At 43.0% G+C, this 25,471-nt stretch carries 23 protein-coding genes and 1 pseudogene; 19 read left to right on the forward strand and 5 right to left on the reverse strand.

Annotation, left to right across the window (positions count from 1 at the left end; genetic code table 11):
- The first annotated feature begins 27 nt into the window (after nt 1–27).
- Nucleotides 28–753, forward strand: coding sequence for an RNA polymerase sigma factor (locus ACWXW9_RS02115; RefSeq protein ID WP_494928057.1), 726 nt, complete (start codon nt 28–30; stop codon nt 751–753).
- Nucleotides 753–973 (forward strand): annotated as a pseudogene (locus tag ACWXW9_RS02120) (IS66 family transposase); the annotation flags it as partial. The gene ACWXW9_RS02115 and the pseudogene ACWXW9_RS02120, both read left to right, overlap by 1 nt.
- 105 nt (nt 974–1,078) lie before the next feature.
- Here ACWXW9_RS02120 and ACWXW9_RS02125 read toward each other — a convergent pair.
- Entirely contained in the window at nt 1,079–1,993 is a 915-nt protein-coding gene (locus tag ACWXW9_RS02125) for an arginase family protein (protein WP_494928058.1), read from the reverse strand.
- A gap of 105 nt (nt 1,994–2,098) precedes the next feature.
- Between ACWXW9_RS02125 and ACWXW9_RS02130 the strand changes: the two genes are divergently transcribed.
- Together ACWXW9_RS02130 and ACWXW9_RS02135 are read left to right on the forward strand one after the other, a co-directional pair.
- Nucleotides 2,099–2,440, forward strand: coding sequence for a winged helix-turn-helix transcriptional regulator (locus ACWXW9_RS02130; protein WP_494928059.1), 342 nt, complete (start codon nt 2,099–2,101; stop codon nt 2,438–2,440).
- 207 nt (nt 2,441–2,647) lie between these two features.
- Entirely contained in the window at nt 2,648–2,923 is a 276-nt protein-coding gene (locus ACWXW9_RS02135) for a hypothetical protein (protein ID WP_494928060.1), read from the forward strand.
- Nucleotides 2,924–3,007: 84 nt separating this feature from the next.
- On the opposite strand, the gene ACWXW9_RS02140 is transcribed toward ACWXW9_RS02135, so the two are convergent.
- The 3 genes from ACWXW9_RS02140 to ACWXW9_RS02150 form a co-directional block, all read right to left on the reverse strand.
- Entirely contained in the window at nt 3,008–4,570 is a 1,563-nt protein-coding gene (locus ACWXW9_RS02140) for a multicopper oxidase family protein (RefSeq protein ID WP_494928061.1), read from the reverse strand.
- A gap of 160 nt (nt 4,571–4,730) precedes the next feature.
- On the reverse strand, nt 4,731–4,982 hold the full coding sequence (locus ACWXW9_RS02145; RefSeq protein ID WP_494928062.1) for a hypothetical protein: 252 nt from the start codon (nt 4,980–4,982) through the stop codon (nt 4,731–4,733).
- A 119-nt stretch (nt 4,983–5,101) separates the two neighbouring features.
- A complete protein-coding gene (locus ACWXW9_RS02150) occupies nt 5,102–6,214 on the reverse strand; it encodes an alpha/beta fold hydrolase (protein ID WP_494928063.1) in 1,113 nt (370 codons plus the stop codon).
- Nucleotides 6,215–6,360: 146 nt separating this feature from the next.
- On the opposite strand from ACWXW9_RS02150, the gene ACWXW9_RS02155 reads away from it, so the two are divergent.
- From ACWXW9_RS02155 to ACWXW9_RS02210, 12 genes are all read left to right on the forward strand, one after another.
- Nucleotides 6,361–6,936 (forward strand): TetR/AcrR family transcriptional regulator, encoded by a 576-nt coding sequence (locus tag ACWXW9_RS02155; RefSeq protein WP_494928064.1) that lies wholly within the window; start codon nt 6,361–6,363, stop codon nt 6,934–6,936.
- A 68-nt stretch (nt 6,937–7,004) separates the two neighbouring features.
- The gene (locus ACWXW9_RS02160) at nt 7,005–7,505 is read left to right on the forward strand and encodes a MarR family winged helix-turn-helix transcriptional regulator (RefSeq protein WP_494928065.1); all 501 of its coding nucleotides are present in this window, start codon (nt 7,005–7,007) and stop codon (nt 7,503–7,505) included.
- A 70-nt stretch (nt 7,506–7,575) separates the two neighbouring features.
- On the forward strand, nt 7,576–8,694 hold the full coding sequence (locus ACWXW9_RS02165; RefSeq protein ID WP_494928160.1) for an alpha/beta hydrolase family protein: 1,119 nt from the start codon (nt 7,576–7,578) through the stop codon (nt 8,692–8,694).
- Between the two features lie 48 nt (nt 8,695–8,742).
- Entirely contained in the window at nt 8,743–9,807 is a 1,065-nt protein-coding gene (locus ACWXW9_RS02170; protein WP_494928066.1) for an alpha/beta hydrolase family protein, read from the forward strand.
- 312 nt (nt 9,808–10,119) lie between these two features.
- Nucleotides 10,120–10,269: a hypothetical protein gene (locus ACWXW9_RS02175; RefSeq protein ID WP_494928067.1), complete on the forward strand. Its 150-nt coding sequence runs from the start codon at nt 10,120–10,122 to the stop codon at nt 10,267–10,269.
- Between the two features lie 48 nt (nt 10,270–10,317).
- Nucleotides 10,318–10,722, forward strand: a complete 405-nt coding sequence (locus ACWXW9_RS02180; RefSeq protein WP_494928068.1) for an Rrf2 family transcriptional regulator — start codon at nt 10,318–10,320, stop codon at nt 10,720–10,722.
- Nucleotides 10,723–10,940: 218 nt separating this feature from the next.
- Nucleotides 10,941–11,249: a hypothetical protein gene (locus tag ACWXW9_RS02185; RefSeq protein ID WP_494928069.1), complete on the forward strand. Its 309-nt coding sequence runs from the start codon at nt 10,941–10,943 to the stop codon at nt 11,247–11,249.
- Nucleotides 11,250–11,469: 220 nt separating this feature from the next.
- Complete coding sequence (locus ACWXW9_RS02190; protein ID WP_494928070.1) at nt 11,470–11,907, forward strand: ABC transporter substrate-binding protein; 438 nt, start codon at nt 11,470–11,472, stop codon at nt 11,905–11,907.
- A gap of 24 nt (nt 11,908–11,931) precedes the next feature.
- A complete protein-coding gene (locus ACWXW9_RS02195) occupies nt 11,932–12,729 on the forward strand; it encodes a hypothetical protein (RefSeq protein ID WP_494928071.1) in 798 nt (265 codons plus the stop codon).
- A gap of 428 nt (nt 12,730–13,157) precedes the next feature.
- Entirely contained in the window at nt 13,158–15,224 is a 2,067-nt protein-coding gene (locus ACWXW9_RS02200; RefSeq protein ID WP_494928072.1) for a thioredoxin domain-containing protein, read from the forward strand.
- A 406-nt stretch (nt 15,225–15,630) separates the two neighbouring features.
- Entirely contained in the window at nt 15,631–17,631 is a 2,001-nt protein-coding gene (locus ACWXW9_RS02205; RefSeq protein ID WP_494928073.1) for a methyl-accepting chemotaxis protein, read from the forward strand.
- A 144-nt stretch (nt 17,632–17,775) separates the two neighbouring features.
- Nucleotides 17,776–20,373, forward strand: a complete 2,598-nt coding sequence (locus ACWXW9_RS02210; RefSeq protein WP_494928074.1) for a response regulator — start codon at nt 17,776–17,778, stop codon at nt 20,371–20,373.
- A gap of 5 nt (nt 20,374–20,378) precedes the next feature.
- Here ACWXW9_RS02210 and ACWXW9_RS02215 read toward each other — a convergent pair whose 3' ends face one another.
- Nucleotides 20,379–21,071 (reverse strand): response regulator transcription factor, encoded by a 693-nt coding sequence (locus ACWXW9_RS02215; protein ID WP_494928075.1) that lies wholly within the window; start codon nt 21,069–21,071, stop codon nt 20,379–20,381.
- A 596-nt stretch (nt 21,072–21,667) separates the two neighbouring features.
- Here ACWXW9_RS02215 and ectB point away from each other — a divergent pair.
- From ectB to ACWXW9_RS02230, 3 genes are all read left to right on the forward strand, one after another.
- Nucleotides 21,668–22,930 carry a diaminobutyrate--2-oxoglutarate transaminase gene (ectB, locus tag ACWXW9_RS02220; protein ID WP_494928076.1) on the forward strand — a complete coding sequence of 421 codons (1,263 nt, stop codon included), beginning with the start codon at nt 21,668–21,670 and terminating at the stop codon, nt 22,928–22,930.
- Between the two features lie 134 nt (nt 22,931–23,064).
- A complete protein-coding gene (locus ACWXW9_RS02225) occupies nt 23,065–24,042 on the forward strand; it encodes a helix-turn-helix transcriptional regulator (protein ID WP_025682089.1) in 978 nt (325 codons plus the stop codon).
- Between the two features lie 125 nt (nt 24,043–24,167).
- The gene (locus ACWXW9_RS02230; RefSeq protein WP_494928077.1) at nt 24,168–25,385 is read left to right on the forward strand and encodes an MFS transporter; all 1,218 of its coding nucleotides are present in this window, start codon (nt 24,168–24,170) and stop codon (nt 25,383–25,385) included.
- The last annotated feature ends 86 nt before the right edge of the window (nt 25,386–25,471 follow it).

A 25,471-nucleotide genomic window follows, 5' to 3' on the forward strand; every position in this document is an offset into this window, starting at 1 on the left:
AGAATAAGACCATGGAGGAGAAGGCCTATGAGCATAGATGATTCTATACAAATGAAAGCCAATATAATGAACATCGAGAACTTGGAGGAATTACAGGCGGTCCTGAAACGTTACTGTCTGTCGCTTACGAAATCAAATTGGGATGCGGAAGAACTGGCGCAGGACACTTGGGTAAAAGCATTAGGAAAGTTAAATAGCTTCAAGCATACAAATCCCAAAGCGCTTTTGCTACGGATTGCTAAGAACACCTGGATTGATGATATACGGAGAAAAGCAGTCTACACTCGGATAGTGAATAGGGAACAAGCGAAAGTAACCGTGCCGGATAATGGACCTTTTGAAATCGAGCTAGCGTTGCAGTCCTTAATGAATCATTTATCTCCGCTTCAGAGAACTGTTTTTTTGCTGCGAGATGTGTTTGGATATTCGATTAGTGAGACATCCGACATGCTCGAAACAACGGAGGGAGCGATAAAAGTTGCACTCCACCGGGCACGAAAATCGCTTGGAGCAGTCAAGGAGGACCTCCTCAAAGGAGAGTTATCCTTACCGGAAAGTGAAAAGTCAAAAACTTTTCTGAGGGCGTTGACGGCGGCATATCAAATGGGAGATATTGCAGCAATGGTTATGCTCTCCCATCAGGATGTAATGGAGCCTGATGTGGTGATCGGAATCGTCAATAATAAGCTGCACCGGAGTCTCGCTTCAGTAAAACGAACTGATTCCCATACCATGAGTATGATGGCTGCATAGCCTCGAGCGAGAAGACGGAGCCCGATCAATTGGAGCTGAATCTGTTCAATGAAGCCGAGGTGTTCGCGACACTTGCCTCGCAGGAGCCAGACATGAAGACGGTCACCTACAAGTCGGATAAAATCTGCTGACAGCCGCAAGGCGAAGCTGGATTAATTCCCTGTGGGAACCATCACCTATGTTTTTACCTGAGGAGGAGCAGGTCTGCACCAGCTACGGTACTTGCCGCATCCCACATAAAAATACACCCACGCAAACATAAAGTGCGTGAGTGTATTTTTATGATTAAGCAGATCATAGTTCTGTTATAATTCCATTTATGAATTTACTTATTTAAAATAGGTATCTCTCCAAGCAGATTCTTTAAGTTAATAGAATCCCACGGCATATGCTCCGTTATACCTAATCCAACTACATCTGTTTCTTCTGATAGTTCTTTAATCAGATTAAGTAGTTGAGGCATTTGCATTGTTCCCGCAGGAGAATAGTTATAAGGTGCTTCAGGGTTGGCGAATAATAAAGAACGAAATGCCTTTGGGTCAAGCACATCTAAATCAAGGTGAATAGCTAGGTGCTTAATGCCACTTTCTTTAATCCACTCTCTTATAGATTCAGTACTGTTCGTTAACTCTTTGGTTCCTGCGGTTTTAATACCTAGTCTTTGAATCACTTCTGTGTCTTGTTCTGCAGGAGCTATACCTAGTCTTTGAAACGCTTCTGAAATCACTTCTGTTTCTTGTTCTGTAGGAGCAGCTAATCCCGCGATAAAGATATTTTCAGGTTTTAGAGGGATTTTCACATGTTTTGCGAACTCCTCATCTCCTTCTCCCAAAAGATTCCCGAGCGGTAATGTATGTCCGTTATCATAGCCCACATATCTAACTAAATCACTGTGAGCATCGATCCAAATTAAACCTAATTCCCCACCGTATCGTTCGTTTAAATAGGCAAATGGGGCTTGTTCGACTAAGCAGTCACCACCAAACATTACAATGCGATCTGGCTTATGAGCATTAATGATATGCTGAGCAGCCTCTAATTGTTCAAGTAGCTGTTTTCTCCCATTCATACCGTTCTCGTTTTCAAGAGGAGTTCCATCGTAAGCTTGAACTGGAACATGAATAAGGGGTTGATCATTGTCCGGAGCTAGCCAAGCAAGCAGTTCGGCTCCAAAAGAGTAGTTAGGGTTGTACCCCCCTTGCCATTGTGGCATTAAAAGGCGTATTGTTTTTTTAGCCATGTTTTTATCTCCTTTACTTCAAAGTAAGGTTAGTATAAACTGAACGCAAATAAAAACGTAGTACGCACTTTTTTGATAGGTACTACCCGAAAGGATAGTGTAAAAATGAGTATGGCTGAATATATAGGTAAAGTTAAAAATATTCAAGATACACCTTTTGGTTATACAGTGTCAGTGATTGGTGGTAAATGGAAAATGGTTATTATTTATCTCCTAGCAGAAAACCAAACGGTTCGCTTTAATGATCTGAAAAGACAGATAGGAGCTATTACTTATAAAACATTGAGTTCACAACTAAAAGAATTGGAAGCGGATGGTCTGGTGAATCGGAAAGAATATCCTCAAGTTCCCCCTAAAGTTGAGTACAGTCTCACAGATAAAGCGGAAACGCTATTACCCGTTTTGGAAGGGTTATGTGAGTGGGGAACAAAAAACCAAAATAATTAAATCTAGTTTTCTAATTGCTCACGGTATTAGAGAGACCATACTGTTGATGGTCGGAGAAACCCATTTATTTTTGTGCATCACAAGAAATGTAGAGATACCAGGGTTTACCTCAGCCACCATTTCAACTGTTATCTTACAGAAAAGTAAGGTACCGTTGAATGGCTTCGGGTGTTCGTTCGAAACCAGAACATGCGTCGCGAATAGCTAATGGCGAGAAGCAGGGGATGTGTGTACACTCGCGGGCTATTTTTTTGGTATGCCGATGAACTTCGTGATCTGGATTACCAAACGGCTCTGCAACAATTGATGGCATTCTTTGTAGATCTCGCATCCGCAAAAAACAAACAAAGCAAACAAAACGTATGGTGGTCAACTTCGACAGTGGATAGCCGATTTGCCCTTGTGCATCAAGGGTTTATTCGGTCACTCAAACTGCGAAAGTTGAGTTACTTACAAGGTGTGGGCTATTTGACGTTTACATAGGATGTTCACCGTTTTGGGATTAAAGAGCCAATGGCTTGCTATACATATCATAATTATTGTTCATTTCTGAATAATAATACACTGCTATCTACGACCCTCACCTTTTTTCCCGTCCTGTGCTTTATAAACCACCATGGGGCGCATCATTTCGTGATCTTCATGTTCCAGCATGTGACAATGCCATACAAAGCGTCCGGTGAATGGTCCGAAACGGCTGATAATGGATGTAACGTAACCAAAGGGACTCCGAACGGTATCTTTTAATCCCCTTTCATAGGGTTCAGGAGGGGCGGCAGGTCCTGTGAAAATAAGGTTTCCGGTTTTTTGAAAATGAGCAACGTCAAAAGGCTGGCGACCCAGGATTTGGAAGCCAACCAAATGGAGGTGAATGGGGTGAGGAAAATCATCGATTACATTGATGATACGCCAAATTTCAATGGTATCTACTTCAATTTTTTCGGATATTCGATCCATCCACATTCTTCCATCCAATAAATTAAAAGATCGACCATATTGATCCTTGATTCTGACGAGTTTTAAATCTCTGATTCTCTTTGCCATATTTATAGGAAATCCTTTGATTTCTCTTAGGTAAAAAGGAAGGGAGCTGGTATCTGCACTTCTTAATGGAACGCTTACTCTGAATTGCATGACATCTGTTGTTTCTGGCGATGCACTCTTGGTGACATTTTTGAGAGTGATGGTTTGACCATAGTATTGAGAAAAATCAACGATCACATCTACACGCTCGGCACTCATAAGTATAAATTCATTTATTTTTATCGTTGTCTCCAGAAGGCCACGATCCGTGCCAATTTGATAAAAAGGCTGATTGGAGTCCAGTTTCAATGTAAGGATTCGACTATTGGATGCGTTTAAAATTCGGAATCGGTATTTTCTTGGTTCAACGTTCAGAAATGGATAGACCTTCCCATTTACCAGTATCGTATCCGCATCAAAAGGAGAGACCAGAGAAGGATGAGGAAGACGTGTATCGTTTGGATCCGATGTGCTGGGGTAGTAAAGTGATCCGTCCGGGTTGAACGAACGGTCCACTATGAGTAGAGGGATTTCATAGCTTCCTTTCGGAAGATTAAGGGATTGTTCATTCTCGTCGCGAATGAGATACAAGCCCGCGAGTCCTGCGTAGACGTTTAATCTTGTAATTCCTACTGTATGGTCGTGATACCATAACATGGTGGCCGGCTCAATGTTGGGGTACGTATAAATCTCACGTTCAAATAAAGGCCCTGTTTGTTGAAAATCCCGTGTAAACCACGCTTCGGGGTAACCATCACTATGAGCAGGTGTTCTTCCTCCGTGCAAATGTACAACGCTTCTGCCCTCTGGAAGAGTTACTTCGGAACCGTGAATCGTGGTATCAACGGGAAGAAAGTGTTTATTGGGCAGATCACTCATCCATTTGATATGTACGGTTTCATTCTGCATCACTTGGAACGTAGGTCCCGGAAATATCCCTTCATACCCCCATAAACGGGTTGGTCCCAGGTCTCTATGCAGCTTCTGGGTAAATTCCCTCATAGTCACTTCATAGTATGAGCTATTATGGCTTCGCTTCTTGGGAGATAACGTGCTTGGGATAGGCAGTTCATCCACAAATTTTTGCAGCTTTATCTTTTCAGACATCAGAATTGAAATCCTCCCCATTATAGGCTTAACTGAGTAAATGTATGAGCATAATTTTTCATTATGTTCAATTGTATGTATTTCAAAGGATGAACAAACTCATAGGGTTGCCAATAAAGTAAAAATGGACCGCATAAGCGATCCAATTTACATTCCTGTTTTATTGATGATGCCACCACGATTCCACAATTTGATGAGCATGTTGCGGATGATATCCTCTTCCTATGAGGTAGGAAACTGCTGCCGCCTCTCTTAAAGCATGTTCCGTAGAAATGGTCTTCGCTTCCCACAAACCGTTTTTTACCCAAGGCTCAACTACCGCTAAGGTTTCATTTTTCAAATTGTGCATATGAGTCGATTGCGGATAATGACTATACATATGAGTCGATTGTGGATAATGAGTATATGCCAATTTTTTCTCCTCCTTTTTTCCATCAAGAATACATTAGCATATGCCCATATTTTTTTTTGGTGAGCCCAAAATGTCAACCATGGTTTTGGGATTTATGTTACATTAATAATCCCTTTATGTTACAGGAATTTCTTCATTTCATTAAATGCTAACTCCCTGTGACCTGCTTGACAGTGTTGTTCACCGCCTGTTTCTTTAGTAAATACTTTGGTTGTAATGGAAGCAGCATTTATTAATTCTTGTTGAATTTGTGGTAGTCGGCTAATAGGTACATATTGATCATCTTCTCCAGCTAATAAGAGAACATCTTGATTAATGAATGCTCCAATGCCTTGCATCGTGTGTTTTTCGAAATTTTTAATGAGGCCAAAAGGCGTTGATTCACCGGTGTTTTCCATCCTTTTGGTAATCTTCCAATGTAAATCAATATTGTGAGTCATCATCTTTTCAAGTAAAGAATTCACTTGATCTACTTCATTACGATCGACTAGTTGCATCATATTATGATAAGTTTCTGCTGGCATACCCATTTTTAATGCATCTAAACCACAATAGAAAATGTTAAAAGCAATTACTTTATCGATTCTCTTTTCAAAAGCTGCAGCACGCATAGCTAAATACCCTCCCCAGGAAGCACCTACGAGGCTTACACGATCTAATTTGAAATAATCAATCACAGTTGATATTGGCTTTTCCCAGTTGTGAATGAATTTAAGACCGTTTTTTAATGCAGTTCCTTGTCCTGGACCATCAAATACAATAATATTGTAATCAATTCCTTTCATGAATTTCATCATCTTAAGCATCTCTTCCATGTAAGAATCATAACCACCAAAGACAAGTAATGTTTTGTTAGCTCCAGGTGTCAATAATTTTACAGCAGGAAGATAGGAGTCTTCATAGGAAATCTTGTAGGATTCATAATCAAAATCATGAAAGCCTTTATAGAAGGTTTCTCTATATTTTCGATACATTTTTTCTTTATTGGGATCTGTGGGTGTAAGATAAAATTCTGCTGCTTGATAGTAGACTGAGGCTAAGTCATAGTCCTTGCTATCTTCGCGTTTCTTTGCAAAATCTAACCAGGCTTTATACCAGCTATGGGTATCGTTTAATTTCGGAATCATTTTTTCCAAGTCTGCTTCTGCGCGATCATCTTCTTGATAATAATCATTGATAAAACGGTTAATTTGAAGATTGAATTGTTCGTTATTTACATATTGTTTAAACATATATTTTCCTCCTTCAATTTGGGTATGTGCTTACTATAGAGTATAGTTACTACATAAAAAATAATTAACATCGTATAATCTGTAGGATATCTTACACGTTATACTTGAAGTGTTCGAAAACTTACACATAAGGAGCAAATGGTTAAATGAATGAAGATATCAGAATTTATAAAACAAAAATAGCTATTGAACGAGCACTCATTGAATTACTTCAACAAAATGATTTTAAAGATATTACGATCAAAAAAATTTGTGACCAATCTCTTATCGGACGTTCTACTTTTTACAGTCATTATTTGGATAAGTACGACTTACTAGAAAAAATAGTTAAACAGTATGCTTCTGATTTTAAAGTTGAGATTGAACAGCGCTTCGATCCAATGGAAGATGGCAAGGTGGCAAATGCCATAGAGCTTGTAACCAATAATATGATTAAAAATAAGTTCGAGATCTCAACATTGTTAACCGTTCATGAAGTATCAGCTGATTTACGTAAAGAATTTGAACAAATTTTGTTTAGGACTTGCTTAGATTATTTAAAGCAACAGAATTCTTCAACTTCGATCGCGTTGGAGTATTTAGCAGAACTATATGCTGCTAACTCAATGATGTCTATTCATTGGGTTTTGAAAAATGGAAAAGATGCTAACATCATTCTTCTTTTAGATCAAATGCAGGAATATATTTTTAACCAGGTAAAGTCTGATTTATATAAAGGTTAGTAGGCGTGGAGTGAAGCTTTTATCGACATGTCATTAATAAGTTGCAGGAATTTTTTATAAAATAATTATTGACGAAATTAGTTGTTATAGCTATTGTATTGATGACAATAAAAATAAGGCAGGTTATACAAATGACCAATCAATATGACTACAAACAATTGATCGGATTTAAAATTATTAAGGGAGAAGTCCTCATAAAGAGAAGGCTTTTAAGCGCCTTTTTGGATAAAGGATATGACATCACTTTTGAGCAATGGACTGTTCTCAATGTACTCTATGCAGAACCGGGCCTGATTCAAAGTGAAATTGCGATTAAAACTTACAAAGACAAAACAAATCTGACCAGAATTCTGGACGTTCTTTCTAAGAAAGACTATATAGTAAGGGAAACCCATGACAAAGACAGGAGAAGCATCCGCATTTACCTGACTGATGCAGGAAAAATGATGTTTCATGATCTGATTCCTTGTGTGGAATCCATTAACGAACAATTTCGGGAAGGTATATCTGACGAAGAATTCGCAGTATTTATGAACGTCCTTGAAAGAATAAGTAGCAATGCCGAGTAATTTTTTTAACTATATAGTTGTTATAGCTATTATAGTTAAAGCAAATAAAATTTAAGGAGGAATTACTTTGGTGAAGCTGTCCCTGCGAGAGAAGTTTGCATTTAAGTTTATTTTTAACGAAAAAAATGTGTATCACAGATGGTACGGAAGATTCTTATCTTTCGGAATTGATTACGGAAGGTTGAAAAGAGTCGTCGCCAGAATTCCAAATTGGATGCAGTGGTGTGAAGAATGGACGAAGGAAGGGGATGAGCTCCATAGAAAAGCCGAGCAGGCTTTAAATGAAGGTAATATTACTAAGGCCAAAGCATTGTTTCATGAGGCAGTAGGTTGCTATCATGTTGGCCAACACATTTTCTTTATCGATTCCAGTCAGAAAGAAGGAGCTCAAGAGAAGGCAAGAAGGAGCTACAAACAGGCAATCCGTTTATATGAAGACAAAGAAAAACCAATCCGAATTGAGATTCCGTTTAAAGGTGTGAAAATTCCTGCTTATTTGCGACTTTCAGGAATTCCGAACCAACCCCTGGTCATTTTTGTGAATGGAATGGATAACATTAAGGAAGCTGAAGGCCATTCCCAGGGCAACCTTTACAGACAGCATGGATTCAATTTTATTACTTTTGATGGCCCCGGGCAGGGAGAACTGTGGAAGGACCTGAAATTTGATGTCAAAGAATATCACAAAGCGGTTTCAGCAATTATCGACTGGTCGGAGAAGCAGCAGGATTATCAAATCGATATTCAAAAAATCGCCTTAGCAGGCTTTAGCTTAGGAGGATATCTAGCCCCAGTGTCTGCGGCATATGACAAACGAGTAAAGTGCGTGGTAGGCAACAGTGGGCTGGTTTATATCGGGGGTCTCCAAGGTTTAAAGCAATTGAATCCGATCTGGCAGCGTGGCGTCACTTATATGACTGGATGTATGACACTTGAAGAAGCCGTTCATACATTTGATTGGGACATTGAAATGGCTCCGAATCTACAGGTCCCACTATTGTTTTATCATGCAGGGAAGGATGAAGTGATGCCCTCACCAAAAATTCATTCTGAAAAGATGTTGAAATGGGCACAGGGAGACAAACAACTTAAATATTACGAAGACGGGGAACATTGCACCATGAACTATCTGGATGAAGTGTTCCCGGAAATGATTGACTGGCTTAAACACAACCTCGAAATGAACTGAACGAATACAATCGGGATGAATGAATCAATTGAAGAGGTGGTTAATGACATGGATAAAAACCAGCAGGAGCTTCATGCCACGATTCGAACTGTACCCATAGACAGGGCAATTACCAATGGATTTGATTTAATTGATTATTTGAAACTTATGGAAGAATACCAGCAGGGAAGAGACTATGTTGACACATGCCTGGAGATCGCAGAGACTGCTCAATCGCTTGCGGAAAAGGCTCTAAAAGATGGACATATTTTTACTGCAAGAACATTCTTCTTAAATGCAACAGCAGCATATAGAGTCGGGCAATATACAATAATTCATGACACGGAAAAAAAACTGGATATGTATCGCAAATTAATCATCTGTTACAGCGAAGCGGCAAAATTATATACTCCACCAATCGAGAAGGTTGAAATTCCATACAAGGGATGCCAAATGGCTGGTTGGTTGAGAATGCCTGAAAAAGCAAACGGTCGGGTACCTGTTGTTATTTCTATCGGTGGTGCTGATGGATGGCGTGAAGAGCATCACAATTACAGCCATTTTTACTCCGAACGAGGAATAGCCTATCTAATGATGGATGGTCCCGGCCAAGGTGAAACCAGATTATTCAATAAACTGTATATGGAATTGAACAATGAAGAAGCTCTCAATGAAATAATTGAGTATGTATTCAAAGATCAACGTTTTGAGAAAATCGGGATGATCGGTTATAGTTTTGGAGGATACTTGGTTGCCAGAACAGCAGCAATTAGTGACAAACTGAATGCTTGTGTTGTTAATGGGGGCTCATACTCTCCCAAAGAAATACTGTCCTTCTTACCACACTTTGCGAATGTATTTTCTGCTTTGACTCATAAAAAGGATCAGGATTTGAAACGGTTTATGGATGGCATGACCATGGAAGGATACGCTAACCGGATCAAATGTCCGCTTTTTTTAAATCATGGAAAACTTGACCCCTTATTTTCAGCTTCCGGTATTCAAAGAATTTATGATGAGTCTATTTCTGTAAATAAAACAATTAAACTATGGGATGACGGAAACCACTGTGTAACCAATCATGCAACTGAAGTTATTACAATGATAACGGACTGGTTTACAGAAGGATTTTAGAATTGTCCAGCATTTATTTTAAGATCCAGAGAGAGCCTTCTTTGTTGTTTATATACTCCATAGTTACCCTGATAAGCCAGTACCAACTAATTGTTCGAAATTACAAGTTTTTTTGTTCACCGACAGGATAATTTGTCAAAGTTTTCAATCACAAATGGACAAAGTGTTATTTTAAATGTATTGTAGACATTTTATATCCATTAATGAACCTTTATATCGTTGCAAAACTATATAGCTTTACTTACTTACTTACTTACTGACAGTTCATCCTAAGTAAGCAGTTCAATGGGAGGAGCCTTGCTTGTAACAAGCATGACAGCAACTAGCTCAGTCTCTTTTTCCGGCAGCATGCTTGAAGGTATTCGTGCTTCTTTTGGAATCGTAACCTTAATTTCAGGGATGGGCTTTGTTTTTTCCTTTTATCTGTCGGAGCATTCGAAACTTGACGATGCCGCATTATAAAGGATATTATATATAGATTAAATCCTGAATTGAGGTGAACTACTGAGCATGAAGTATTCTAAAGCGACAAACTATGCCCTTCACACCATGCTCTTTCTAGTAGTATTAAGTCCTAATAACAAGCCTGTTGGTGTACAACAGTTGGCGGATCGACAAGGGGTTTCACCTACTTACTTGTCCAAAATATTGACCAAGCTGGTCAAGGCGGGAATGATTGAATCCACTTCGGGTGCCAATGGCGGTTACAGATTGAAGCGGAACTGGGAGGATATTTCGTTTCTAGATGTTATTCATGCGATTGAAGGCACAACTACTTTGTTCGACTGTGGTCTGAACCATGAAACAGAATGCTTAATTCAAAAAATAATGGTTTCAGCGGAGAACAAAATGGATGAACATCTGAGAAATCAAAAGATATCCGAACTTGCCAAAGAAATAAAAATGGTTCTGTGAACCATTTTTATTTTGGGTTGATTATAGATATAATATACCTTTTATATATTTTATGTGAATGGTATGGAGAAATGGCTAGGAGCATACGCAGAGTACAGAAACAAATAGCGAAATATGGATCTAAATACAAAGTCAGAGGAGTATTCAAATATGAAAATTTTCATCACGGGTGTTACAAGGAGCGGTCGCCAAGTCCTTGCTGGAAAGCTGGCCATACGGTGTATGGATTGATCCGCAGTCCTGAAAAGGTGGCAGCCGTCAAAGAAATAGGTGTGGAACCTGTTATTGGATCGCTGGATGATTCTGCTGTGCTGACTCAATATGCGCAATGGAGCGATGCGGTGATCAATACGGCTAGTTCGGATCATCCTCTGGCCATCGAAACATTCATCAGCTCGCTTCGTGGCAGCGGCAAGCGGTTCATACACACATCTGGTTCCGGTGTCGTCGCCGACGACGCGCACGGTGAGTATGAAGGACAGCAAATATACGAGGAAGAAACGCTATTTGTACCAATTGATCCGTAGAAGAACGCATTGCGATCAACCAACGTATACGGCAAGCGGGTATAGATAAGGGGATACGCAGCAATGTAATTGCGACTTCCATGATCTACGGGACCGCGCTTGGCCTTCCTGCGGAGAGCTTTCAACTGCCTCTTGTCATTCGCAAATCACGTGAGATGGGCGCGGGCGTTTATATCGGGTTCTAGGTAAAGTGGAACAGGCTGAAAAGGTCATTCAGAATTTGCAAACGAAAGAAACTGAAGCCAAGGAGAAACTCCATTCTCTAGTTGGTGACGAGACAGTCATGTACATGATGATTATGGCGAAGGAGATCGTTATTTACGGAGAAAATAGTGATCGGGGAATCTTCATCCATAAGACACTAGGTCTAAAGCCGATTAAAGATTATCCACAGGGTGAGCTAAGTCTATCCATTTCATTGGAAAAAATACCGGAATATAATCCTGATCATATCATTTTGCAGTTAGACGATGACTCCAGTCAAGAAGTTCGGAATAGATATGAGGATATGCTGAACAGCTCTTTATGGAAAAACATGACAGCTGTGAAGAAAAAACAGGTTCACATGATGGGAGGCAAGGAATGGTTTAGTCTGGGCATGTCTCCACTGGCAGATCTTCATGCTATTAACGATGTCGTTCATGCTTTTGAAAAATAGATAACAATAATGGGAGTGTATGCTATGGGCACGGTTGATTTTCAACATTTGGAAGAAATTTTTTTCCTTACTTTGAATGAGCTTGATAAAACCGTGCTCACCATCCCTGCATTGGATCTATTAAAAGTTGAAAATATGAAGCACTTAATCGACACATACGGCACGCTCATCAAAGCTAAAGAAAGATCTGCAGCGGCAGCTTTTTTTATTAGCTGGTACGCGGGGGTATGCGGTGCGATGCAGCACATGCTGTATCGAGGCAACGTGTTGCTTTTGGATTTATCATTATCTAATTTATCCGTACAATTATATGTAGTTGACGGCTATCCGCTTTTTTCATTTAAAATCAACGAAGTGCGATTTAGCCATGCTCCGATAATGGGCCGTGATGATGAGTATAAGAAATCGCTTGATTCCTTTTACAGGGAACAGGTAACGCCTGTAATCGAACTTTTGTCCCAATTGGCTCCCATAAACGCTATTCCATTATGGGGACAAATCGTCAATGCGTTATATGCTCAAATGCAAGAAGAGTTGGCTGAAGCCTCTGATGAAGAAAGTAGAACCAGGATCATTTCTTTTTTCAAATTGCTCACACACGATGTCGATGCTAGTGCGTTCGGACTCCGTAATAACCCGTTTAATATTAAACCAAATTTCATTGAACACCCAAATATCCCTGATCAAAAAATGTTAGTGAAAACAGCTTGTTGCCTAGCTTATTGCTTGGATCGTGAATTTGGTTACTGTTACGCATGTCCGCGGTTAAAAGCAAAGGATCGGGCATTAATGAGAGGGAATGAACGTTATTTTATAGATTGAAGTTTGTATTGTAAGCTAACTCAGGGATTGAGGTGTGCATTAAAGGAGCTGAAATTTAGGTGACCGGAATAGTAGAAGTGTTTATGCTGATGATCTGACAGCGATTAAAAGCTACATTGGAAAATTTCGCAGCACAAACAACATATTGCTGGATGTGGCAGATGTAAAGGATGCAGTTGGCATCTACCAGAGTCTCCAGTCCGATTCTGCTCCGGGATACGCTAAATCCCTGAACGTGTATTTCTTTTTAATCTTACGCGTCCCGTAATTTTGTTGGTTGCTTTGAAAAATAGCCACAATCCGGGTGAGAGGATGCTACAGCACTTCCGGGAGAGGGTTACTTTTTTTATATATGCTACTTTCCCGGTCCATTTGGGGTAAACTAACACTAAGGGTGTCTTTACCCAATCCCAAAATGAAATGAGGTCGTGACAACGAACAGCAAACCCAATAGATTAGCCAAGGAAAAGTCACCGTATCTGCTGCAACACGCTCACAACCCAGTTAACTGGTTCCCTTGGTCAGATGAGGCTTTTGAAATCGCCAAACGCGAGAATAAGCCCATTTTCTTATCTGTCGGCTATTCCACTTGTCATTGGTGTCATGTAATGGAAAGAGAATCCTTCGAGGATGAAGAGGTTGCGGAGATACTAAACCGGGACTATGTATCCATTAAGGTGGATCGGGAGGAACGTCCGGATGTGGATCATATTTATATGTCCATCTGCCAGACGTTGACGGGGCATGGGGGTTGGCCGCTGACGATTCTGATGACGCCGGATCAGAAGCCTTTTTTTGCGGGTACGTATTTGCCCAAGGAGCAAAAGTTTGGCCGTGTCGGTCTATTGGAGCTGCTGGAGAAGGTGGGAACCCGGTGGAAGGAGCAGCCCGAAGAGCTGGTGGAGCTGAGTGAGCAGGTGCTAACCGAGCATGAGCGACAGGACATGCTTGCGGGGTATCGCGGTGAACTGGATGAACAGAGCTTGAATAAAGCTTTCCATCAGTACAGTCATACCTTCGATAAGGAATATGGCGGCTTCGGGGAAGCTCCGAAGTTTCCTTCTCCGCATAACTTGTCATTTTTGCTGCGATATGCACAGCACACTGGAAATCAGCAGGCACTGGAAATGGCAGAGAAGACGCTGGATGCGATGTATCGGGGCGGAATCTACGACCATGTAGGTATGGGATTTTCACGGTACTCAGTGGATGAGAAGTGGCTGGTGCCGCATTTTGAAAAAATGCTGTATGACAACGCTCTGCTGGCCATCGCGTATACAGAGGCTTGGCAGGTGACGGGCAAGGAGCTGTACCGGCAGATTACGGAACAAATCTTTACATATATCGCAAGGGACATGACAGATACAGGAGGGGGTTTTTATTCGGCGGAGGATGCGGATTCCGAAGGAGAAGAGGGCAAATTCTATGTCTGGGACGAATCTGAGGTAAGGGCTGTACTCGGCGATAAGGATGCCGCCTTTTTTAACGATTTGTACGGGATTACACCTTACGGGAATTTTGAAGGCCATAACATTCCGAACCTGATTGATATTAATCTGGAAGCCTACGGGATCAAGCATGACTTGACCGAACAGGAACTGGAACATCGGGTCAATGAGCTACGCGGCAAGCTGTTTGCTGCCAGGGAACAACGGGTTCACCCTCACAAGGATGACAAGATTTTGACCTCGTGGAACGGGTTGATGATCGCTGCTTTGGCGAAGGCGGGACAGGCTTTTGGAGATACCAGATATACAGAGCAGGCCCAGAAGGCAGAGTCGTTCCTATGGAACCAACTGAGACGGGAGGACGGACGGCTACTGGCGCGTTATCGGGACGGGGATGCAGCTTATCCCGGCTATGTTGATGACTATGCTTTTTATGTGTGGGGCTTGATTGAGCTGTACCAGGCCTCCTTTGACATACAGTATCTGCAACGGGCGCTGACGCTTAATCAGGATATGATCGACCTGTTCTGGGATAAAGAACGGGACGGATTATTCTTTTACGGGTCAGATAGCGAGCAGTTGATTGCCAAGCCTAAAGAAATTTATGACGGAGCCATTCCGTCGGGTAACAGTATCGCGGCCCATAATTTTGTGAAGCTTGCGCGGCTAACGGGTGAATCTCGATTGGAGGACTATGCAGCCAAGCAGTTTAAGGCTTTTGGCGGCATGGTTGCTCATTACCCGTCAGGCTATTCGGCGTTGCTCAGTTCGTTGTTGTATGCAATTGGAACGACGAAGGAGATTGTTATTGTGGGCCATAGGGATGATCCGCAGACCGTACAGTTCATTCAGGCGGTTCGAGCAGGATTCAGACCCCATACAGTGATTGTTTTGAAGGATGAAGGACAGCCGGAGATTACAGAGACGGTTCCTTATATCCGTGATTACGCTCTTGTGGATGGCAAACCAGCCGTATATGTGTGCGAGCATTTCGCCTGCCAGGCACCTGTCACCCATCTCGATGATCTGAAGGCTTTACTGAATTGATTAACCTAAAATAAAAACAAATTTGATCCCCTTGGGGTAACAACATATGGTGATTTTCGAAAAATGACCTTATGTATGCCAACCTCAAGGGGATTATTTCATGTTTAGAGGTAGGTATAGTGAGTTAAAACTAACATTTCCTTAACATGTTCAGTGCATTTTTTTTAATAGTTTTTAGGTATATTATATTAAGGAATCGGTTCCAAGGAGCCTTGCTGTATTCAAAACTAAGTACATATACCTATTTGTTGTCGTGTTTATATCTTATTTTGTGTCGAAGCGTTTTAGAGGGAGATGATGAAGAACAGAAAAGGGGAAGTGAATTTGTCGAGTGAATAATCATCAGCAAAGCGAAGCGGTTCACAATATGCAAGTAATCCAGGTGATGAAATGGAGATGTTGACTGATGAAGAAGTTTGCAAGAAAACCATGGGACTTAAGAAGGATGCTCAGCAATAATTTTAAAACGAAGCTGATGGTCGCTTTTATTGCTTTTTTGATCATACCATCTATGATTGTTGGGGCTCTGTCGTTTGTGAGTGCCAGCCAGCAGATTCGAAACCAAATTGAAGATAGCGCAGAGCAGGCCATCATCCGCACTAATTTTATTATTGATAGCGCCATTTCACCCAAGGTGCATGATGCAGAATATTTTGCTGAAAGGCTAAAAGGCAACCTGGTGGAGACGGAGGAACAAGCGGCGAATTTGGAAGAATTCTTTAAGCAATATATTGCACTCCATCCTGAAACAGAATCCATTTATTATGGAACGAAGGGTGGTAAATTTACAACCTATCCACAGAAGGAATTACCGGATAATTATGATCCCCGAGACAGATCATGGTATGAGCAGTCTATAAAGGAACAAGCAAAAACAGCGATTAGTGCGCCCTATCACTCCGCATCCTCCAAGCAAATGACGGTTACGGTATCCAGGGCTACGACGGATGGTTCGGGTGTTATTGGCATCGATCTGAAAATTAGCGGTATAAAGGAGACACTGAACAATATTAAAGTAGGTCGTGAAGGTTATGCCATATTGCTGGACAGCAAGCGCACTTACATTGTTCATCCGACGAAGGCACCAGGCACCAAAATAGCAGATATTGAATCACCCATGTATGAGAGCGACGCTGGTGAATACGAGTATCAGTATGAAGGCCAGTCCAAATATATGAACTATGCGACCAACAAGCTGACAGGCTGGAAAATAGGCGGAACGCTGTATTTATCTGAAGTGGATGAAGCAGCACGACCGATTTTGATCAGCACCTTGCTTACGGTCGTCGGGTGTCTTGTGGTGGGGATAATCATTGTTTATTTCCTGATCCGTTCCATCATTAAACCTATTTTAAAATTGAAGGAACAAGCGGTTAATGTGAGCGCAGGGGATCTGACGCAGGACATTCAAGTGAAGAGCGAGGATGAGATTGGACAATTGGGACTGGCTTTCCGAAACATGCAGGATAACTTGCGATCCGTCATTCAGAACGTAGGGGAAAGTGCAGATCATGTCGCTAGATCCTCGAACGAGCTAACGGTAAGCGCAGAACAAACCAGTGCTGCAAGTGAGCAGGTGTCCCAGGCTGTACAGGAAATTGCCTGCGGAGCGGAGAAGCAGACTACAGGCCTGGAAAATAACTCAGTAGCCCTTGATGAAATTGCACAGGGAGTCACACAAATTGCGGAACGCTCAATTGCGGTAGCCGATTTGGCCAGACGATCCTCTTTACAAGCAGAGGAAGGACGGAAATCCGTTGAGCAAACAGGCGAACAAATGAATTCGATTCACCATTCAGTAGAGCAATCTAACCGAATGATTCAAACCTTGCAAGCCCGCTCTCAGGAAATCGGTGAAATTACCAAGGTTATTGGTGAACTATCCAATCAGACGAACCTACTGGCCTTGAATGCAGCGATTGAGGCGGCTAGAGCAGGTGATCATGGCAAGGGCTTTGCCATCGTTGCAGATGAGGTGCGCAAGCTGGCAGAGCAATCGCAGGCATCTGCAACACAGATTGCCACATTGATTGCCGAAATTCAGCATGAAACGGAAACTACGGTTCAGACGATGAACCGTGTTACGACTGAGGTTCAGGATGGGCTGCAGATTTCCAAAGAAACCATTGTCAAGCTGGGAGACGCGATGGAAGGCATTCGGGAGACCACACCTCAGGTGGAGGAGGTTGCTGCGATTGCACAACAGATATCAGCGAGTGTACAAGAGATTGCAGCGACAGCCAACGAGCTGGCGACGATTGCAACCGGTAATGCTGCTACTTCTGAGGAAGTTGCCGCTTCCTCAGAAGAGCAGCTGGCTTCCATGGAGGAAATATCAGCCTCTGCTCAGCTGCTATCAACAATGGCTGCTGAGTTGAGGTCTATGATTAGTCGTTTCAAGTATTAAAACGAACTTGAACCCTATGGAATCTATAGTACAATGAATGCTCGGGACAGTTCTTTAAGCCTTATGGCATAAGGAATCTGTCCTGAGTTTTTTTATATTTCCAATATAGCTTACAAAGTAGGGAGATTACAGGAGGGAGAACACTTGGTTCGAGACTTGGTGCTTTATGTTATCGTGATATTATTAATTGTTTTGACTTTTCAGCCACCTATTACATTTGCGCGCCGCAATCTGATTTCTCAGCTCATTCGGCAGACAATCACGCGTGTTTTTTATGGAGTGACAGGAATTCTATTCTTATATTTTGGCATAAGTGATAGAGCTCTGATGACTTGTGTTCTGGAGCTAGTGATTGGTCTGATGTTCATCGCTTTGTTTGTACGCGTTTGGATCATTAAACATACATATGAACAACGTTTACTGAGCCAAAACCGTGATCTCCTAAATGTGCTTCGGGTTCAACCCGGTTTTACCTTCAGGCTGGAGAAAAGCGGCGACGAATTTTATTATAGGCTGCTCGAAGGAAGCTTGCTGGAGCGCATGGGTTTGGATCTGCAAGTCAGCTATAATCGAAGGGAGCATGTTAAGCGACTCGGGGATATTTTCGAGCTTTCCTCTGAAACGCTGGAGCAGCTTAGCGAATACTACAAACAGGCATGGTTCGGTGACCGGACGGTATTTGAGCTGGAGTTTTGGGAATACTCGGCTTTAATTACCTTACATCCGGTCAGGGAGGACGGGATCACCAAGCATGTCATCGGTCACGTAATGGATATTACGGAGTATAAAGCTTCCGAGCAGAAAAGAAAGGAGGTAGACGAGGCTAACCATGCCAAAAGCGTTTTTTTGGCTCATATGAGCCACGAAATTCGCACGCCGCTGAATGGGATCATCGGTCTGTCCAAGCTGTTGAACAAGACGGAACTGACTGCTGTCCAAAAAGACTACCTTGACAAGCTGCTCGCCTCCTCGCGTACCCTCTCGTCCATGCTCAATAACGTACTGGACTTTTCCAAGATGGAAGCAGGCAGTTTGGAATTGGAAAGACAGGAGTTTGAGCTGGAAAAAATGCTTAGGCATCTTGCAGATACGGTGGGTACTTTGCTGGAACACAAAGAAATAGAGATCATTTTTATAACGGACCCCAAATTACCCAAAAGTGTTAAAGGTGATCCATTGCGGATGGAACAGGTACTTTTAAACCTTCTGACTAATGCCGTCAAATTTACGGATCAGGGACATGTATTGTTAGAGGTGAAAATGCTAAGCCAGCAGAACGGACGGGTAGTGTTGTCCTTTATGGTGGAGGATACGGGTATAGGTATTTCCGAGGTGGGTGTGAACAAGCTGTTTGTCCCTTTTACCCAAGCGAATACATCAACCAGCCGCCGATATGGGGGCTCCGGGCTGGGTTTGGCCATTAGCAAGCATTTGGCTGAAGCCATGGGCGGGAATGTAGAGGTTGAAAGCCGATTGGGAGAATACAGTCGGTTTTACTTTAATGTCGAACTGAATATCGGAGATCTACATCCGGAAGGCGCACAGATAGAAAAACAAATAAGCGGCAAAGCCTTAATTGTTGTACGGCATGAGCTGTTGAGATTTAGTCTGAACGAATTACTACAAAGCACAGGATTAGAAACATACACCATTTCATCCTTTCAGGAATGTGTGGAAGCTTTTGAAAATGGTGAGCATTTTGATTTGGTTATGGTCGACATGAGTATGGGTGGCTTTCGAGAGCTGGAGACCCGGAGGAAGTGGCTTCAATTGCTGAATAGACAGATGACTCAGGTCATTGGACTTACAACAGTCTACCAGATGGAAGGGATAGCGACTGGGGACGAGGATAGCAGGGTGGATGCCTTTTTGTCCAAGCCCGTGACTCGGAACGCTCTATGGGAGGCTATCCGATGGGGGCTGGAAAAGGAAAAGGCAGTTTCTGTAGATATTAATACTCTGGATACATATACGATGATGAGCCCTCGTTATGAAGGAGAGATTACAACACAGAAGTATCAAATTCTCATAGCGGAGGACAATGAGATTAACCAGGTGGTAATTACCGAGTTCCTGGCAGAGCGCGGTTTTGAAGTAACCATGGTTGCAAACGGAAGAGAACTGTTAGAGTCACTGGAACTGCGTTCCTGGGATATGGTAATGCTTGATCTGCATATGCCAGAGATGGATGGCTTTGAGACGGCCAGACATATTCGCAGAAAGAAAGCTTTTAACAGACTTCCAATTATCGCCTTTACGGCCGATGCTGCGCAGCATGAACAGGAGGTTTGCCTTCTTTCAGGCATTAATGCAGTGCTGCTCAAGCCTGTCCATGAACTGAACGCTGTAAGAGTGTTAAACAGTTGGATTCATTTAGCATGGCTGCAAGAACTAAATGGTGTTCACGCGGAACAGGCGATAGCCGGTATGGATGGAAAGGTGTATATTTTCCAATTTGCCCTTTACAAATGGATTCAGGAATACCAGTATCTCGATAAAAGATTGACGAGGAAAATGGACAACGGACAGTTATCTGCCGCTCTCCGATTAATCCACTCGCTTAAGGGAGGGGCAGGAAACCTGTTTGCGTCCGGGCTGCTGGCAAAGGTCATAGAGCTGGAAAAGGGATTGAAACGTAGCCATGAAACCTCACCGGGGAAGATGTATCCAGACTGGCGAGAGCAATTGAGCTTGGTTCAAAAGGAGATTAACCAAATCAAGTCATCGGTTCCCTGGAGCTGATCATGCTATTGCACAAATTTATAACCAATTCCCCAGATGGTCCTGATTAATTTCGGCTTTTTAGGGTCTTTTTCGATTTTCCTGCGCAAATGGTTGATATGTACGTCTACAGCCCTCTCATTAATAAAGGAGTCTGTGCCACGAAGAGCTTGAATCAAGGCATATCGGCTGAATACAATTCCCCGGTTCAAATAAAAAAGCTTCATAAGCTCAAATTCCGAAAATGTCGTCTCCACAATCTGCCCATCAACGGTAATCATTCTTCGCGCCAGATCCAAAACAATGTCTGTTTCAGGCTCGGCTTCAGGCGCAAGGCCTCTTGCCTGTAACCGTGTGATTTCAATACGACGGAAAAGAGCCTCGATTCGCGCCTTTAGCTCCTGCATACTGAAAGGCTTGCAAATATAATCGTCTGCTCCCAACGTAAGTGTACGGATGCGCTCTGAGATATTGTTTTCTGAAGAAATCACGATGATTGGCACATCCGTATGCTTGCGTACCAGTGGGCAGGGATTGACACCATCCAAATCTGGAAGCAGCAGATCTAGCAAAATAATATCAGGCTGCACCATACCCAGCCGGGCAATTCCCTCAGCCGCCTGCTCCACCCGGGTAACGTTGTAGCCTTCTCCAGTCAAATACAAGGAAAGGGTATCTCCCAGCATATTGTCATCTTCAATAATCAAAACATTAGCCATGATGATATTTCCTTATCTTTCTATCAAATTCGAGCCAAATGGTTAGGATAGGTTCAATGCACTCAAAAAGTTTTTGGCAAGTTCTTTTGATAGAGTAACCCCCTTTGGACAGTCTGTCAAAAGATCAGGGGGATCGGGCAAACCAATAGCCGGGCAGAACGGATTTATACTTTTTTGATATGGAAATGCTCTATTTATAAGATTTTCAGCTCTATTCCGACATTTTTCGTGGAGAATTAACAAAATACACCAAGCCCACTACACTCGATTACAAAAATTTAACAAAACACATCATAATCATGCATTGACTTCAAAAATAATTATGGTATTTTATTACATAGGAGTGACATCCACTGATAGAGACCCCTTAGATACCCCCACCACTTAATCTTCTGGAGTTTAATTTACTCTCAATAGGCTACTCTGCATTTATTTATCTGTACTCTATTCGTTCCCGTGATCGTACTCATGATTCTTTGGTGTGGCTACCCCTTTGCGATTCAGGCTGTCTTCTCATTTTAGATTACATATTTACACTTTTTTTGCTTTCCATGCTTGTATTTTTTCAAATCAGGTCAGCGGGAGGACGAGAGATTATGAACACATTCGAAGCACTGGAGTCCAATGTAAGATCCTATTGCAGAAGTTTTCCGGTTGTTTTCAACAAAGCGAAGAACGATGTGCTGTACACAGAGGCAGGAGAGGGATATATCGACTTTTTTGCCGGAGCAGGGGCTTTGAACTACGGGCACAATAATGATTTCATGAAAAACCGGCTTTTGGATTATTTAACCTCAGACCGGATTATGCATGGTTTGGACATGTTTACGACGGCCAAACAGGAGTTTATTGAATCTTTCTCCGAGCGTATTCTCCAGCCCAAGGGCTTGAACTATAAGCTGCAATTTTGCGGTCCGACTGGTACTAATGCGGTGGAGGCGGCATTGAAGCTTGCGCGCAAGGTGAAGAAAAGAAATGGAATTTTTGCTTTTATGGGCGCGTTTCACGGCATGTCGCTAGGCGGTTTGTCTGTTACCAGTAACAACTCCATGCGAGAGAGTGCCGGTGTATCGTTGAATAACGTTACCTTCATCCCTTATAACAGTACGTTTAACGGCTTGGATACCATTTTATATATGGAGCAGCTTTTAACGGATACCCATTCCGGGGTGGAAAAGCCAGCGGCCATCATTCTGGAAACGGTACAGGCTGAGGGCGGTATTAACATCGCGGATACCGAATGGCTGCGTGATTTGCGGCAGCTGTGCGATGATCATGATATTTTGCTGATTATTGACGATATACAGGTTGGCTGCGGTCGGGTTGGTTCGTTCTTCTCGTTTGAGCGGGCGGGTATCGTTCCTGATATGGTTGTTTTGTCCAAGTCAATCAGTGGCTATGGTTTGCCGATGTCCCTGTTGCTGATCAAGCCGGAATTGGATATTTGGAGTCCTGGTGAGCATAATGGCACCTTCCGCGGAAATCAGCTTGCTTTTGTCGCTGCAAAGGCAGCGCTGGAGTTCAGGGATACGGTAGGACTGGAAGCACAGGTGAAGGAAAAAGAGGCTTTTGTCCAGCAATTTTTGCGTGAACATATTCAAACAATCGATCCTCTCATTGAAATTCGCGGCTTGGGTCTGATCTGGGGAATTGATGTATCCCACCTGGGAGAAGCGTTCGCCAAGGAGGTAGCTACTCTCTGCTTTAGTAAGGGCCTCATCATTGAGCGGGCTGGACGTAACGATACGGTGATTAAAATTATGCCTGCCCTAACGATCAGCATGGAAAACCTGCGTGAAGGCTGCAACATCATTAAAGAAAGCATGGTTCAGGTGTCCAGCACACTGGTTACTTTGTAAATCTTCATATTTTAACAGATCGACGGGAACCTCCATCGCTGCTATTTTCTAGCGGTAGGAGGTTCTTTGTCAAACCACCAACAATCCGGTATGATGAGAATAATTATCAATGAACAATACTGGAGTGAAACGCTATGCAGGAAGCTACTTTTCATCATAATTTTAATCTGTTTCTTGAAAAACTGGAGCTGAACGCTGACGTTACAGGTTATAAAGCTCCGATGGAACTTATACAAACCGTGGGGAAGGGCACTATTCGCCGTTGCTCCCCGCGCCTGGATATGGAGCTTGTGGTTTCAGACTATACCTTTCATCAAAGCCGAACGATTGATTTTGTGGCTACTGTGCCTATGGTGGAGCTTACTTGCTGTTTTCGCGGCGGACGGGAGGTTCAGGCGTCGGGAGTACGACATGAAATTGTGCCGGGGCATTTTTCGTTACAGCTCCTGAAGCCGGGCGAAGCTCGCTTTGAATTTACGGCGAATGAGCAATTTACGATGCTGGGCATCGGGATTCCGGTATCGACGTTTCATTATTTTATGGAAGAGGCGGACGGAAGAAGGAGTGTAGATTTTGCGGATTTACTCGGACCTCATTCGTTTCGCGCTTTTCAGGCTCGCATGAATCCAGTTGCCGTCTTCAAGTTGACTCAGCTGATGCAGGGCATCCAATCCGGTTCGATACGCAATATTGAAATGGAATGTGCCGTATTGGATTTGTGGATGCTAGCTTTACGCACCTTTTTCGAGGATGGACATGATCCATCTGTCTCCTTGAACCGGGACGAAATCGCCAAAATTAAGAGGGCGCGTCAAATTATGCTGGAGCACATGGCGGAGCCGCCGTCTCTCTTGCAGCTTTCACGTATGATCGGCATGAATGACTACAAATTGAAAATGGGCTACAAGGAAATGTACGGAACAACCGTCTTTGGAGATCTGCGTGAACAACGGCTGGATCAGGCACTTCATTTGCTGCAAGTCGGAGGAAATAGTGTGACGGAAGTTTCTTGTGCGGTGGGTTATTCCAATCCAAGCTACTTTGCAGAGGCATTCCGAAAAAAATACGGCTGCAACCCGGGTACGCTCGTCCGAAATCGCTTATTCAGCTAAATAACCCATTCCCGCAAACCAGCAACGAATTCCGTTAGCTGGTAGATCAGAACCGAACCCCCGTGTAGGATGAATGACAAGGTTACTGTACCTGTTATTCATTCATAAGAAGGGGGAACTAGGGTATGAATTCCGTACCACATGTACAAAAAGCACCTAACCCAAAACATTTCTGGACACTCGTCCTGTGCGGAACTTTACTGGTCATTACAACCACAGGCTTGGCCCGTATGGGTTATGGTGCTGTGCTTCCGTATATGCAGAAGGGGCTGCATCTGACGATATCACAGACAGGATTACTGGGAACGATCATGTTTCTGGGTTATTTGCTCACGGTAGGCTTGTCAGGTGTGCTGGCTGTACGCTGGGGAGCTAAATTGGTGCTTATAACGGGCAGTGCGGCTGTAGTGGTCAGTATGCTCGGATTGGCATGGTCGCCTTCATTTTGGGCTATCGGATTGTTCATGTTCGTTATTGGGGCTGGCAGCTCACTTGTATTTACTCCACTGATGTCCCTGATGATCGGCTGGTTTCCGCAGCAGCGGGGGAAGGTGTTAGGTATACTGTTGAGTGGCGCCGGTATCGGCATGTTATTAAGCGGTTTTCTGATCCCTGTGATCATACGGGTATTTCCCCATGACGGCTGGCGCGCTGTATGGTTGTGCTTCGGGATTATTTCGTTGGTGGTGCTTGTGTTGTCACTATTTGTTCTGAAAAATCCGGCATCTGCCCGTCAAACGGTAAGCGAGGAGGATAAGCCCCAGTGGTTGAAAAATAAGGAGCTTACCCGCATTGCTGTTTTATATTTTCTGATTGGCATGGCCTATCTAATACCTAATCTGTATCAAAGCAGCTATATGCTGGAGGCAGGTATTTCAAGCAGCACGACAGGGCTGATTTATGCGTTTGCAGGGGTATTCAGCATTATAGGCGGCCCTGTATGGGGAAGTATCTCGGACAAGGCAGGGGTGCAACGAACATTTATGCTGTCGTGGATTTTTGCTGTGCTTGGGGATCTCGTTCCCATTGTTATGGACAACGTGTGGGGCTTTGCGATTTCATCCATCATTTGGGGTTCGAGCATCGGAGGGCTAGTCACCTTGATCCAGGTTAAAGCTTCACAGCAGGTTCCGTCCAAATATGTTCCCTCTGCCATCGGGTTTATCTCTGTATTTTATGCAGTAGGGCAGATGCTGGGTCCGGCGCTGTCAGGCTGGATGATCGAGCATATGGGGGGCTTTGCCGCCGCTTACGGCTTGGGGGCTGTCGTCTATGCATTAGGCTTCGTGCTGAATAGCAGGGGGAAAGTTGTTTCCGTGCAATCAGAACGCAGTTCGTTATAATTCCTGATTTGAAAATTAAACTCAAAAAAAGCCCCCTGGTCGTTAGACTGCCACGTTCTGCGTCACAGCAGGTGGTAGCTCCAACC

The sequence above is a fragment of the Paenibacillus sp. LT-B23 genome (assembly GCF_059417685.1).